The 14,142-nt window shown below is 64.8% G+C and carries 13 protein-coding genes; 6 read left to right on the top strand and 7 right to left on the bottom strand.

Annotated features, from left to right (window positions below):
• Positions 1-10: 10 nt before the first annotated feature.
• From G6045_RS05985 to G6045_RS06000, 4 genes are all read right to left on the bottom strand, one after another.
• Positions 11-1,594, bottom strand: a complete 1,584-nt coding sequence (locus G6045_RS05985) for a hypothetical protein (protein WP_328707662.1) — start codon at positions 1,592-1,594, stop codon at positions 11-13.
• Positions 1,595-1,641: 47 nt separating this feature from the next.
• Positions 1,642-2,511: a nucleic acid/nucleotide deaminase domain-containing protein gene (locus G6045_RS05990; protein ID WP_165330746.1), complete on the bottom strand. Its 870-nt coding sequence runs from the start codon at positions 2,509-2,511 to the stop codon at positions 1,642-1,644.
• A gap of 78 nt (positions 2,512-2,589) precedes the next feature.
• The gene (locus G6045_RS05995) at positions 2,590-3,582 is read right to left on the bottom strand and encodes a hypothetical protein (protein ID WP_165330747.1); all 993 of its coding nucleotides are present in this window, start codon (positions 3,580-3,582) and stop codon (positions 2,590-2,592) included.
• Positions 3,583-3,590: 8 nt separating this feature from the next.
• A complete protein-coding gene (locus tag G6045_RS06000; protein ID WP_165330748.1) occupies positions 3,591-3,947 on the bottom strand; it encodes a nucleotide pyrophosphohydrolase in 357 nt (118 codons plus the stop codon).
• Positions 3,948-4,068: 121 nt separating this feature from the next.
• Here G6045_RS06000 and G6045_RS06005 point away from each other — a divergent pair, with 121 nt between their 5' ends.
• From G6045_RS06005 to G6045_RS06015, 3 genes are all read left to right on the top strand, one after another.
• A complete protein-coding gene (locus tag G6045_RS06005; RefSeq protein WP_328707663.1) occupies positions 4,069-5,937 on the top strand; it encodes a DNA/RNA helicase domain-containing protein in 1,869 nt (622 codons plus the stop codon).
• 67 nt (positions 5,938-6,004) lie between these two features.
• Complete coding sequence (locus tag G6045_RS06010) at positions 6,005-7,330, top strand: hypothetical protein (RefSeq protein WP_328707664.1); 1,326 nt, start codon at positions 6,005-6,007, stop codon at positions 7,328-7,330.
• Positions 7,331-7,476: 146 nt separating this feature from the next.
• On the top strand, positions 7,477-8,952 hold the full coding sequence (locus tag G6045_RS06015; RefSeq protein ID WP_165330750.1) for a hypothetical protein: 1,476 nt from the start codon (positions 7,477-7,479) through the stop codon (positions 8,950-8,952).
• Between the two features lie 15 nt (positions 8,953-8,967).
• Here G6045_RS06015 and G6045_RS06020 read toward each other — a convergent pair whose 3' ends face one another.
• A complete protein-coding gene (locus G6045_RS06020; RefSeq protein ID WP_165330751.1) occupies positions 8,968-9,984 on the bottom strand; it encodes an HNH endonuclease in 1,017 nt (338 codons plus the stop codon).
• Positions 9,981-10,625: a class I SAM-dependent methyltransferase gene (locus G6045_RS06025; RefSeq protein WP_165330752.1), complete on the bottom strand. Its 645-nt coding sequence runs from the start codon at positions 10,623-10,625 to the stop codon at positions 9,981-9,983. The genes G6045_RS06020 and G6045_RS06025 overlap by 4 nt, the downstream gene beginning before the upstream one ends.
• Before the next feature lie 266 nt (positions 10,626-10,891).
• Here G6045_RS06025 and G6045_RS06030 point away from each other — a divergent pair, with 266 nt between their 5' ends.
• Both G6045_RS06030 and G6045_RS06035 read left to right on the top strand, forming a co-directional pair.
• On the top strand, positions 10,892-11,704 hold the full coding sequence (locus tag G6045_RS06030; RefSeq protein ID WP_165330753.1) for a ParB/RepB/Spo0J family partition protein: 813 nt from the start codon (positions 10,892-10,894) through the stop codon (positions 11,702-11,704).
• A gap of 392 nt (positions 11,705-12,096) precedes the next feature.
• A complete protein-coding gene (locus G6045_RS06035; protein ID WP_165330754.1) occupies positions 12,097-12,429 on the top strand; it encodes a hypothetical protein in 333 nt (110 codons plus the stop codon).
• A 159-nt stretch (positions 12,430-12,588) separates the two neighbouring features.
• Here G6045_RS06035 and G6045_RS06040 read toward each other — a convergent pair whose 3' ends face one another.
• Positions 12,589-12,858: a hypothetical protein gene (locus G6045_RS06040; protein WP_165330755.1), complete on the bottom strand. Its 270-nt coding sequence runs from the start codon at positions 12,856-12,858 to the stop codon at positions 12,589-12,591.
• An 18-nt stretch (positions 12,859-12,876) separates the two neighbouring features.
• On the opposite strand from G6045_RS06040, the gene G6045_RS06045 reads away from it, so the two are divergent.
• Entirely contained in the window at positions 12,877-14,142 is a 1,266-nt protein-coding gene (locus G6045_RS06045) for a hypothetical protein (protein WP_165330756.1), read from the top strand.

A 14,142-nucleotide genomic window follows, 5' to 3' on the forward strand; every position in this document is an offset into this window, starting at 1 on the left:
CACCCTGCGCTCAGCAGGGGGTGAGACACACCAACGTTTCGTCAGTGCCGACCAGGACGTCCCCGTTGGACAACGCGGCCACCGAGCGCACGGGCGCCCCGGGGCGAAAGAAGCGCACCGCTGGCGCGGAGTGCACCGCCGCGTACTCCACCAGACCGTCCTCCCAGCCGATCACCAGCACCGGCCCGTCAGCAGTACGAGCGGCGGACAGGGCCGTCACGGCGCAGTTCCGTTCCCGCAGCGCAGAGGCCAAGGGCTTACGTCCGGGCGCCCACATCCGCACGCGCCCGTCGTGGCCTCCGCTGTAGAAAAGCAGGGCGCCTTCGGCCACTTCGACTCCGGCCAGGGCCGTCACCGCACCCGTGTGAAGAGCCTGATGGGCGACATCAACCGTGTCATCGTGGCGCGTCAGCACCCGCACGGTGCCGACGCGGTCCCCGTACGCGAGCGACTCCCCCACGTGGGCGGCGGCGGTGGCGGGCGCCTCGATGGCGCTCACCAGCCGTTCCAGTGGCTTAAGGGCGGTCTCCAGCAGGCTCGAAAGCCCCGTGGTGCGCGGCACCAGCGGATTGAGACGGTGCTGCATGCGGCCGTGGCCGTCGAGCACGGCCAGGTCGCCGGTCGGCCCGAACGCCAGCTGCGCGGCGCCGAACACCGGCTGCGGCAACCGGCCGTGGGATGCGCCGGTTTCTGCGGCGACCAGTCGCACGACACCCTGGTGATCGATGACCGCCACGCTGCCGGACGCGGGACACACTCCCAACGCCCACGCGGGGCCGGGCCACGGTGGTCTGATGTCACCGCGTACCCGCTTCCAGCGCACGCTCCACGGTGCACCGTGAGCTAGTTCCTGCAGTTCATCCGCCAACCGCGGATCGGCGTCGTCCCCCAAGGCTGCCCACAGCACCAGGGCGCGCTCAGCTGCTGAACAGGGCCGCGTCAGGGCGCCACCAGCACGCAGCCACGCGGCGCGCAATCCGCCGTGCGATGCCTCGGACCGCCCGTAAGAGGCGGTCACCCACCCTGGATCGCCGGCGCACACGGAGCGCGGGTCATCCAGCTCCACCGGGCCGTCCGCACCGCCAGACGGCGCATCGAGCGGCGCTGTCGGCGCCGACGCCGCCCACGCGGCGTGGCGCTGCGCATCCCGCCACTGCGGCTCCCGCAGATCCATCACCGCAGGATTCAGCGCCAACAACGGCGCCGGCACTTCGCGGGCTTCGACAATGAGCCGAACGTGCTCCAACTGGGCGAGTGCACCTATCAGTTCTTCGATCGCCTCAGGGGTGTACGAGTGATGCAAGTCAGGCATGACGATCACGGTCCGGCGCCGGTCGGCAGCGACCTTCGCGATCAGGTCTCCTGGCGTGCGGGCGGCGGAACCCAACTGCTCGGCCAGCAACCACGCAGCCGTCGACGCCGACTGTCCGGCCAACGGAACAAGCCCGTGGATGCGCCGTTCGACCACCGTGTCCGGCCGCGTCGCCTGTTCGGCCAGCCACGCCAAAAACATCGACTTGCCACACCCCTCATCACCACTGATCACGCAGACCCGCGGCGCATGGGGATCACGCAGCCATCCCAGGATCGCCACGCCGGCGGGCTCGCGCCCTGCCGGGGGTGCAGGCCACACCCGGGCCCTCACGGGCGCGCCCGCTCTGCCGTGTAGAGGATCAACTCCTTGAGTCCAGCCTCGCGCGATTCAGCTGTATCCCCGTAGTCGAAGCTGTGGGTGAACTGCGCCTGGGGAAACGCGCGCGCCATCCACGCAGCGCAGTAGTGGCCGGGCATCATGCACGCTTCCAGCTCCCCGTACACGCGTGTGACCTGCTGACTATCGACGCCCGCATCGGTGAGCTGGCGCCAGATCAGCTCTTCCGGATGCAGCTTTCCAGGGCCGGTGGCGTCGGTGACGATGTGCTTGTCACCACTGGCGTCGACGTACTCGATCGCCGCCGAGAAGCCGATGTTGAGCGTGTGCCGCACATCGTCCAAGACGCGCGGCCACCAGCTCTCGCGCTCGTCGAACGCGCGCGGATCCCTCGCCCGCAGCTCAGCATTCAGCTCGCGAAACGCAGCCGCTCCCACCGCAAGATCCGTGGATGCAGCAATCACGCTCAAGCGTCGATCCAACGCAGCCAGACACTCACCGAACACCGAAACATCCGTGTTCACGAACATGCCCGGCCACGTGCGGTCCAAGAAGACGGCCTGCACGACACCGTCCTCACGCACCGCCAGGTGCGCCAGCCCGTCCGAACCCAGGCGCACCCAACGGGCCCACCCCTCATCGCAGCGCAGCCCGTGGTGCCCGCCATACAGCCCCAGCGTCACGCCGTCACTCTCGCCTGCGGCCACGAAATACGGAGCCACCACCACCGGCACGCCGACGTCCTCGAGCACGTCACGGGCGCGTTCGTCCACCGACGAGCCAAGACTCGACAGCGACAAGCGCCGCAGCCCCTCCCTGCCAAAGTGTTCAGCGGCCGCGTGTGGAGTCTGACCCGACATGTATGAACGCCTTCCCGTGCATGATCACCGCACCGACCCTACCCACCCGAGCGAGGAGTCCGGGACACGGCCATGCCGTCATGCCGGCGGGCTGTCTTTGAACGTGTGGGTGCGGTGCCACTGGTAGTACTTCTCGCGGTCCTCGTTCCACCAGGTGACCTTCCGCCCAGCAATCCTTTCCTCAATGTGCTGCGCGACCTCCGGCAGGTCCTTCACCAGTGGACTCACCTCGATCACCCCATGCGGGGCGACAGCGATGTAGCCGTGTTCGTAGAGGGAGTCGCATCCGAAGGTGCAGGCGAGCATCGCGATGTTCGCGAGGTCGCGCTTCTCCTCGTCGTCGCACACCGAGCGTTTCTTGATGTGGGCGCCTATGAGGAAGGCGCCCGGAAGGTGGCGCCCGCACAGGGCACACTCCCCCATGTTGCGGGGCAGCAGACGGCGCTTCAGCGCGGCCTGCTCACCCCGGTGGGCCCGTTGAGACGTGCGCTCCAGCTCTCCGTCGAAGTTGGCAATGGCCGCTTGTTCCTCCTGCTCATCGAAGGGCGCAGGTGCGGCCGGCGCAGGATCGAGCGTCAAGAAGGAGTGGAGGGTATCGCTTTCGTCGTCGCCGAGGACGGTGATCCCCATGACGTTGCGCTTCTCGTCCCAGTCGAGCAGCGTGCGGACTTCCGTCATCGCAATGTCGAAGCCTTGGATGCCGGAGATCGCGTACATGAACTCCCAGGTACTGCCGTCGTCTTCGGTCTGCCATAGCTTCCTCGCCATGGCCTTGTTGCGCCATGTCAACGCGATGGTTCCGCCCAGGTACAGCTTGTTGTCGCCGGTGAAGACGACTCCGTCACCTGGACGCATCTTCCTGATCTTGGAGGCGTTGACGTCCCGCTTGCCCGGAGCCACCCCCCACATGGGAGCAGAGCCCTCAGGAAACAGGGCGCGGAGCTGGTCAAGGACCTGAGCGTCGAGCAGATCCGCGTAGTCGTCAAAGACCACCGGGTTCGCGATCGTGTCCTGGTAGTGCTGGTTGACAACCTTCCTCGAGCGCCTGGCCGGCTGCATGACGATGCGCATCGGCTAACTCATCCCCCCAGCTGTGTGTACTTGTCCGCCCGCCCCCGTGCGAGATGCGCCGGGTACTTGCGGTGGTTGGTCTCGATCTTCTCAACCAGCGCCTGCTCCAGGTCAAGATCGAGGACATCGGCCAGCCTGAGCAAGTACGCGAAGACATCGGCCATTTCCTCGCGCACCTGCGGCGCCCGGACGGGATCATCCATGACGGCGCTGGACTGGTCAGGTGTCAGCCACTGGAAGATTTCAAGGAGTTCGCCGCTCTCCCCGGCCAAGGCCATGGCCAGGTTCTTCGGGGTGTGGAACTGTTCCCAGTCGCGTTCAGCAGCGAAGTCGGCCAGCGACTTCTGCAGAGATCCGATGGTCATGATCCCAGGAATACCAGCTACCACTGACATGCCGGTTCAATCTCCCCCGCACCAAGCCGAGTTGTCAGTCACAGCTGGTATACGTCTGGCCATGCATCTTCACGGGGGAGAAGTCGCCGACGTGGCGCGAGACGTCACACAGTCCACATTCATCGCGGCGTGTGAGCAACGGTTCATCAAGATGTTCGGCTTCGCGCCGAGCAAGGAAGAGGTACGCAGTTGGCAACGCAGCTGGCCGGCCCTCATGTCGGCGCTGTGCAGCGCAGGCCTCGGCGAACTCCGTGTCCTGCTCGAGTACTCCCTTCCTGCCACAGGAGAGCGCATCGATGCACTCGTCATCGGTGAAGCCCCCGATGGTCGCCTGTGCACCGTGGTGATCGAGCTCAAGCAGTGGACCACTGTCCAGACGAGCCCGTTGCGCCCCGGCATGGCTAAGATCGGCCAGCGCACGGTCCAGCACCCGTCCCGGCAGGTCCGCGGGTACGTCAGCTACCTGCAGGAATGGGTTGCTCGAGACGAGATCCCGTTGCTGACGCGCGGCCTCACTGTGCTGCACGACGGTGGACCTGAGCTGATCCATCAGCTTCGCCAGGGGGTAGCCCGCGGATCGGCCGCATCCTTTCCTCTGCTCGGCCGTGACGACCTCACAGCGCACCCCACGCCCGAGGACCTCGCCGAGCGTCTGGGATGCGCCGCACTGCGTCCGCCCAGTCGGGAAGGCATCAAGGCCTTCTTGAACGCAGAACATCGGCCCTCCCCCGCCTTGCTGGCCAGGGCAGGCCACGTCATCGAGGGAAACGACGCGTTCACGCTCCTCGGCGACCAGGATTTGGCCCTTCAGGAGGTATGGCACTCCGTCGAGGCATCACAGGAGCGAGGAACGCACAGCACAATCGTCGTGACCGGCGGTCCTGGTACGGGCAAGACCGTCATCGCCTGTCGGCTCCTCGGCGATCTCTGCCGAAGGCCCAACGCCAACCCGCGGCTACTGTCTCCTTCTGGCACCCTTACCCGCCAGTTGAAGCGCACGGTCGGGGACACCTCCCGTGGTCTCATCGCCACGTTCACCGACAAGGTGCCAGCCGCCGTGGTGGCTGACGGCGTCGTGCTGCTCGACGAAGCCCATCGAGCCCGCACCTACCCTGACCACAGCCGCGGCGCCTTCCCTTTCACGCTGGGAAAGCTCGTGAACCGGGCCTCGGTCGCCGTCCTCTTCCTCGACGAACAGCAGATCGTGCGGCCCACAGAAGGCATCACTCTCGACGAACTTGAGCAGCATGCCCGCGACCACGATCGCTACTTCTGCCACATCGACCTCACCACGCAGTTCCGATGCAATGGCTCGAGCGCCTACCACCAGTGGATCGACCAATTCCTCCGACCCGAGGGTCACACCCCGTTGTGGGCCGGCTCGGACTACGACCTCGCCGTCATCGGCGACCCAGACCAGTTCACCCATTGGGTCAGCGCACACACAGACAACGGCCTCACCGCCCGGATCACGGCAGGCTTCTGCTGGCCCTGGGAATCCCAAGCTGCGCACCCACTTCGCCCCGAGGTCGAGATCTCCTGGACCGGGCCCGACGGCCCCCGCGCCTGGTCCCGGCCTTGGAATGCGCGCATCGAGGAGACCGACCTCGACCACCCGCAGGTTCCGGCCCGCCCGTACTGGGCCACCGATACAGGCGGGCACGAACAGGTTGGCTGTATCTACACCGCCCAGGGGATGGAGTACGCCTACAACGTCGTCATCATCGGCAACGACCTGGTACGCCGAGGCGACAAGTGGGTTGCCCGCCCCGACAAGAGCTTCGATTCGGTGTTCAAGGACATCTCCCCGGATCGCTATCTGCGATACGCCCTCAACAGTTACCGCGTCCTCGCCACTCGGGGAGCGAGAGGCACCCGCCTCTACTCCATCGACCCCGAAACCCAAACCCACCTGGAGACGCTGCTGCCGCAGCATGATCAACGTCCCGGCCAAGGTTGAGTGTCAGTGGCGTGCCGTAGCCTCGGTCAGCATCTGAGGTCCTTTTCGACTGCCTGACGGGGATGCTGTGACTGCGTGGATCCTGACCTGCAATCTCGACACTTTTGATCTGGAGGCGTTTCGGCGTGATGGTCAGGAGCTGCAGTCGTGGAGCGTGGGCCGTTTCCGCGACGAGCTCACGGCCGGCGACGCGTTCGCCTTGTGGATCACCGGTGCTGGCGCAGGGGTTGTCGCCCGCGGACACCTCACTGGACCCCCTTCCCAGACCTTGTCGGCTGACGAGGCTTACTGGAAGAAGGACCCTGGAACTCGTTGGTACGTCCCACTGGTCATCGACGAATGGCTGGAACGCCCCATCCCGCGCAGCCAGATCATCGACGATCCTCTCTTCTCCAACTCCTCCCTGCGCAAGCAGCCCTTCGCCGCCAATCCACACCGACTCGACGCTCAGCAATGGGACTTGATCACCAATGCGCTCGAGCACGCAGGCGACGAGGACCCGAACTGGCACCTGCAGCCTGGGGACACCATCCGCCGTGTCGACCTGCATGACCGCTGCGGCGGCAGCAGCCAGGGCGGGATCTGTCCGTCAGGGCGCACACCGAACGTCCTGATCTTCACGGACTCCCGCTCGGGCCATCAGCACGGGTACTACGACGAGTGGAGCGAGGACGGGACCTTCCACTACACCGGAGAAGGCCAAAAGGGCGATCAGGTCTTCACCAAGGGCAACAGGGCAATTCGCGACCACGGCCTCACGGGAAACCGGCTGCGCCTCTTCGAAGGCGCGCGAGGCACCGTGCGCTACGTAGGGGAAGTCGTCCTGGACCCGGCCACCCCCTACTCCTATGGTCAGGCCCCACCGACCGGCGGCGGCCCGTTGCGCCAGGTGATCCGGTTCCACATGGTGCCGGCGGGTGCCAAGCCTCAGTCACCAGACGTTCCCGTCGGTACCGCCTACCGTCCGGCCGACGAGAGCGTCCAGCCTGCCATCGCGCGGCCTGGTACTCCCGACCCGGATCTTTCGGGACGAAATCTTAAGGCCCACCGGCGACTCCAGAATGAGCTCGCTGCTGCTGCTCAAGCCCGAGGCCTGGAGATTTTGTCTCCCACAGCCGCTGACCCTGACTTTGACCTCGCATGGCGCTCCCCCGCTGGCGATCTCACGGTGTGTGAGGTCAAGTCGTTGACGCTCTCAAACGAGGCGCGTCAACTCCGCACGGGCTTGGGCCAGATCTTGGATTATCAGGACCAACTACAGGCACGGAACAAGGACGTTCGCGCCATCCTGTGGGTGGAGCGGCCGCCGACCGACGCGCGGTGGGTCGGTCTCTGCACTCGCGTGGGTGTCACGCTGTCATGGCCTGGTGACGAGGGCGCGGTTTTCGCGTAGGCCGCTCAACTGCTGTTTGAATATCATCGCCCTGACGTTGTTGTTTCCGGCCAAGTCAAAGCCTCCAACGCGTGATTAAACCTCGCTACGGGTATCCATGGTCCTCCCGGGGAGAGCTGGGCTACAACATGGGGGCTTCGATGCGAGTGTCCGAGCACTACAAGCTGAGCCGCACGCAGCCGACGCTCGATTTCGTCGATGTCGACGTGGAAAATGACACGCCTGTTTACATCGATCCCAGCTCGCTTAAGAACCTTCCGGACGAGTGGTCGAGCCAGTGTCACACCATGCTCTCCACCTTCTTTCACAGCGTGGTCGACGCCATCAACCACCGCGATCAGACGCGACTCCGTGAACTCCTAATTCGTTTGCAGGAGCCGAATGAGACGCACTTCGGGCTGTCCAAGGGAAGGTCGCGAGGCCGAGCCCTCGGCCCTCACCTTGTGGAACGAATATCCAACAATCTAGCGGTGAGCAAGGCGGTAGAAACGGGGCTTCTTGAAGACCTGGAGGACACCGCGCTGTTCATAGAGGGCATCGGAAGAGACATCGTCTCCGACGTCACCACGAACATAATCCGCGGAATGCTCATCTCATACACGCAGTCAATGGCATCGATGTACGGGATGCCGCTGCTGGACGGCATCCGAAGCGGTCTCGTATGGAACCCTTCGAACCGCGAGTGGGAAGAGGGGAACACGAGGATGCTGGTTCCAGGAGGGACGCCTCTCCTGCTGGTACCCAAGGCCGTGGTCCGACACGATCTCCTCTTGACCAAAGAAGACTACTTCAGGAATTACCTTGCCCCCGTGCTCCAAGACGAGGAGCTAGACAACCCGGCAAGCCAGCTCGTCCAAACCGCTAAGAGCGGACGCAAGTATGTGACAAAAACGGATGTCGAGATCGAGTACGGCGGCAACAAGGCCAAAATGGTGGATCTGTCCGCAGGGCGATCACATGTATTCCGCGCCTACAAAGAAGAGAAGCGACGGAACCCCTCTCCCCCGATGGAGCACGACGAGCTGAGTGCCGCTACCGGAACAAAGCCAGTAAACTTCCAAGCACTCTTGAAAGAAGTCCTTGAAACGCCACCCGGCCTTGAGCACGCCACGACTTACCACAAGAAGGTACACGCTCTTCTTAGCGCAATCTTCTACCCGTGGTTGACCTACCCTGTCGTCGAACACCCTTTGAATGAATCCAGAAAACGAGTCGACATAACGTACACCAACCGTTCCACGGACGGCTTCTTCGGTTGGGTTACGCGACAGGGACATCCAAGTTCGCATATATTCGTCGAATGTAAGAACTATCATTCCGAGCTCGGAAACCCCGAACTGGACCAGCTATGCGGCAGGTTCTCTCCGCTCCGTGGCAAGGTGGGCCTCCTGCTATGCCGGTCACTGACTGACAAAGAGAAATTTCTACAGCGTTGCCGGGACACTGCTATCACTCGGCATGAGTTCGTCCTTCTCCTCGATGACAGCGACCTGACTGCACTCGTCGAGGAGGTCGTAGCCTCATACGCTCCACAGGACCCAGACGTGGAAGCTTCCGAGGAGCGTGCGACGCCTGGGGAGTTCCGTCTGCTCTTCGAACGGTTCCGAGGCCTCGTCAGCTGAAGCTCGACGACTCAGTCAGCTGCAGCACTTCTGAACCTCGAGCAGGAAATCCGGCCAGGAAGCATCCCGCATTCCACTATTCGTCTGGCGCAGAGCGATGGACAGGGTCTTCCTCAGCGGATGGGGGGAGCCCATGATCGCCTCGTTACGCCGTGCCAGCCGCTCGAGTTCGTTGGGGCGTGGGAGGCGATCGCTCTTGGCGCTGTTGCACGCCTCGTGCGCGGGAGCAAGGTTCCACAGCACGTCCAGGTCGGGGCCGCTCCAGCCCCCCACACTCGCGTAGCGCTGCATGAGGGCGTAGGGAAAGACGTGGTCGACGGCGACTGCGTCCGCGAGGTCGAGCACGTCGTCGCAGATGAGGCAGCGGCCGTACTGAAAGCCGATCAACGCGTCGGCGACTCCAGTGACCGGGCGGCGTCGACGCTTGTCGGTGAGTTGCAGCGTCGACCAGTCCACGGCGACGCCTTCCTCGATGAGGGCGCGGCCGATGCCGGCGGCGAAGGAGGATTCCACGATGCTCCACCGTGCGCCGAGCTCCGCACGTAGCCCCGCGGCCTGTTCCGACTGCGCCACCTGCAAGAGCTCCGGCGTGAGGCGAACGATGCGCTGGCGCGGACTCCCGGCCATCTCGTAGAAGCGGTGCGGGACTTCACGTCCGCCGCGCAGGTTGTGGAACTTCTGCATGACCATCGCCGGCATCGACTTGACCGCGGCCTCCAGCAGCAGGTCGGTGGGCCGGCCAAGCTTCCGCGTCTCCTCGCGCTCGGCGGCGGCGAGGGCCAGGAAGTCGGTTGTACCGATCGAGGTTCCTTCGGGTGCCTGTGGGGCCGTAGCCGCGTGTTTGACCAGGCTCATGGCATAGGGGACGGCGAGTTCGCTGAGCGGGATCTCGGTGTGCCCGTGTCGGGCGTGCTCGAGCAGCGCGTCACCGAGGGCGAACTTGTACGTGCGGGAGTTGGCCCCCATCAAGATCGCCAAGCGCCAGGACGATCGGACGGAGGGTTCGGCCGCGAAGAAGGCATCCGCCGTCATGCCTGGCCCTTCCGCATGGCCAGCTCGCTCCAGTAGATCCCGTCCCGACCAAGCTGGTCCTGTCCGCCACCGAGGTGCAGGACGTCCAGTCCGCATTCCTGGGCAAGTGCCGCGGTCTCGTCAGCGGGCACGTCAAACATCTTGCGGTCCGCGGGCGGTGGGCCGTGGCGCAGCGAGATGATCAACAAGCCGCCGGGAGCGAGGAGTTCGGTCAGCCGGCGCATAGCAACGGTCCGCTCCTGCTCATCCAGATGCATCCACACTGCAGAAAGGAGGATCAGCCCGAAGTTGCCCTCGAGGTGCCCCAGGGCAGGGAGCGAGCCCTCCAACCAGTCGATGGGGGCGTCAGCGTGCAGCTTCTGGGCTACCTGCCGAAGCTCCCTCACCGGCTCGACCGCGATGACCTTGTGGCCACGGTCGGCCAACGCCTGCGCGTCCCGACCAGTGCCGGCACCGATGTCGGCGGCCCGGGTGGCGGCGTCCGGCAGCAAGTGCAAGATCTCCTGGTGCACGGACTCGAAGATCAAGCTTTCGTACCGCTCGGCCAGGGCTTCAGCGGCGTGTGCGTAGTACGGCTGAGTACCCGCGACGGGGACGTGCGATGAAGCCGGCACACCCTGATCTGCAGCTGATCTCGTCATGTCAGCACACTACGACGCCCCACTGACACACCGGATCCCGTCGCTGACCGGTAGCCGCGGCACGCAGCCGTCGGGCGAACTCGCTGACGTGGATTGGGGGTTCGCAACGAACGGAGAAGCGGACCGCATCGATGACGCTCGAACTCCCGTGCACCATCGGACACTTGACCCGCCAACCGTTTCATGGTTGGGTGCCCAGCGCGCTGTATCCCAAATCCCGGCTCCGGCCATCGAATCCCCCGAACGCAGCGCGGAAGGGCACCTCCATGCCTAAGCCCCAGTACGCCTACGTGCTGCCACCCCACAAGGTGGAGTACGGGCTGGAGGTCGCGGTCAGCGACCTCGCCATCGACCCTCAGGCGCAGCGGACGCTCAGCGAACCGCGAGCCCAGCGCATGTCCGACAACCTCGTCATTGAGGCCATCGGCTTGATCATCGTTTCGCAGCGCGACGACGGCAAGAAGTACATCGTCGATGGACAGCACCGGAAGCGCGCCTGCGAGCTCGCCGGCATCACCACAGTCAAGGCCGAGGTCCACTACGGCCTGACGCTTGCTCAGGAGGCAAGCCTCTTCCTGATCAAGAACCGCGAATCCCACAAGCCGAGGCCCATCGACGAGTACCACGTGGGGCTCACCGGCGGGGTACCGCTCTTCGTGGATACGGACCGCGTCCTCAAGGACCACAGCCTGACGCTTGGTTCCACGTCCACCAACGGGGTCGGCGCCGTTTCCGGAGTTCTGCGGATCACGGAGCGCTGGGGCGCCGATACCCTCGACCGGACCCTTACGGTCGCGGAGGAGGCGTGGGGGCGCACGGCGGAAACCTGGGACGGCATGCTCCTGGGAGGTATCGGCCAGTTCCTCGGTCGGTTCGGCGGTGAGATCGACGACCAGGAGCTCGCCAAGCGACTGCTCGAGTCCGGTTCCGCCCTCGCTTGGCGCGCCGAGATCCTCAGCCAGTCGTCCCGCGGCGGATTCAACAACAGCGGCACTGGCTCCCGCGTGACCACCGCCTTCAAGCTTGTCGCCCATGCATGGAACAGGCGGCGTAGGCCCGCGAACCGCATCGAGATCTAGCTCATCTGAGTCGGCCGGTGTCCCTTGCAACCTGGGCAAGGGGCAAGAATCCTCCGGCTTGACCAGAGCAGTTGCGATCTTCTGCCAAGCTAGATGCGTGAGAATCGTCAGACGAATCGGTGTTCCACCCATGCTGCGGTGGACGTTGCGTCTGATCGTTCTGCTGGGTGCATTGATCGTTTCGTACCTAGGGTTCCAGTCCCGCTTCGCCTCTCCGCGGGCTCTGGGCGAACCCCTTGATGTCGGCGTACCCGTACCCCTGCGCATCTGACAGACCCTCCTGCCTGCGTGATCCATAGTCCTCAAGGCAGGAGAGCTCTGTGCCGTGGCAGGCGCGCTTTCGAGGAGCTGCTCTCGTCTTGCCGACCGCAGTGAAGGGTCAGCAATCCACCATGTTCCAACTTCCTGACGGCATGCCGTTGTGGGTGGTCCTCATCCTCAGCGCCGCGTGCATCGCTATCTTCGGCCTGGTCCGCCTGGTCGGGAAACTCCCCAAGGATTGGTACAAGCACCGCTCCGAGTTCCTCACCCGCAGGGAGGAACTGAGGAATAGTCACAAGGAGGGCCGGACGGCGACCTTGGAGAAGCCCCGGTTGATCTTCTTCGGGTTCGTGCTCGCCTGCGTCGTCGTGGTCATCGTCGCGCTCGTGGTGGTCACGTCGCAGACCACGGCGGCAACCCCGCCACCCGAGACTCCCCCGGCAAGCTCGCCTGCGGCTCCCTGACCCTAGGCAGCCCGGCTCGGAGCCGCGCCTTGACCCAGTTCTTGCGTTCAAGGCGCGGCCCGGCGGCCTTCAGGGCGTGTGCTCCCGTTCCATCACCGCGGCCTGACGTCGCGCGTCACCTCGAGCAGTACACGCATCTCACCACGCGACTGAGGATCCTTACTCGTTCGCTTGGTGCTCGTTTCTCGGACGAAGGGTTGCCGATTCGGCAGGTGGGCTGGAGTGAGTTGTCACACGACGGGCTTCGGCGATGACCTCGCTATCGATCTCCGCCTCGGTGATGTCGCTGACTGGGGTGTTCACGAGAGGGTCTGACCAGCAGCGATGCGACTCATCAAAGATCATTTCCTGTCTGGCCAGTGATCGTCCCCCGTCAGCCAGCGCGATGAGGTGCGGCAGGAACCCCAGCGCGAGGATCATGTCGGACACCACCGATAGCGTACCCACATGCCCTTTGACGACGATCTGGCCGCTCGAATGGCGGAGCCGGACTTCTGGCCTCTGTATCTCTTCGACGACGAGGCGATGGAGGCATACGAAGAGGCGCGGGAAGACGAGGAAGCGGAGGAAGAGGTCCTCCAGGCAGATTTCTTGCTGGATCGCGGCCTGGGTCTGCAGATCAGATTCGAACCGGGCGTTGGTTACGTCGATCTGGCCGTCCTATCACCGGAGACTGCGGAAGCCGAGACCGTGGGCTGGGATGACATGGCGCACTTCCACCCCCACGTCATGCCGTGGCAGGAGCTGGACCTGCTGTGCCGCGCTGCGGCCCTGCACACCCCGGCGCTGCAGCATCCGGGCCCGATGCTGGCGTTGCTGCTGCGGTTTGCCTTCCTGTACGAGGAAGAAGACCTAGACGCGATCACGCCGCTTGTGGACGCGGCCTTCGCCGCGGTACGACCCTCATCGCGAGTGGTAAGCGTGCGGGAGGAAACTCGGGACTGGTTCGACCTGCGGGATCTTCGCGGCACGGGGATCGAGTGGACGGTTCGGCCCGAGGGCTGCCGGGCGGTGGCACAGCACGACCGCGGCAGGATGCCGCTGTACTCCCTGCGGGAGCCCGCCTCGGACGAGTTCCCGTTCGCCGCGTGGTCCAGGCTACTCGGACGCGCAACGGAACTGCTCGACGCTGTCAGGGCAGACTCCGCTGTCCACACCCCCCATGTGCAGACTGCACTCGAGCGTTGCACTGAGCCGGACGGCCACCAGCATCTCGGCCCCCTCGCAGACGCACTGTCGTGGGCGAACTTCTGCCACAGCGCGCTGCTCCGCGCGGTGTCCGAGCCGGTCGCGCTGGTGGAAGCAGCTTGGGCGGTGGAGACCCTGGCAGGGCTGGAGCGGGGCAAACTGACAGCCGCCTGGTTCGGAGCCAGCCCTCTGGCCAGCAGTCGTTCATGGCGGCTGTCCCTCACCCTGCCGGCCGCCGGACGACCGTGGCGCTTTGCTCAGGAATTTGCAGGGGAACTCTCCGCCGACCTCCAGGAGGCCGGCCTGGGCATGGCGGAAATCAGCGGCAGCACATCTGTACCGGGTGAACACGGCGGTTACGTACATCACTCCGACGACCTCGACGTGCTGATCCGCGACGATCTACCAAGCGGAGTGCAGGCGATCTCCCGGCTGCTTCACCGCCATCAGGCAGCTGAGACGGCCGTACTCAAGCACGACGAGACGCCGTTCGAGCACATACCTCTCATCGATCCGTCGACCTGA

Origin of the sequence: Streptomyces mesophilus (genome assembly GCF_011044995.1) — a bacterium.
Lineage (GTDB): Bacteria > Actinomycetota > Actinomycetes > Streptomycetales > Streptomycetaceae > Streptomyces > Streptomyces mesophilus.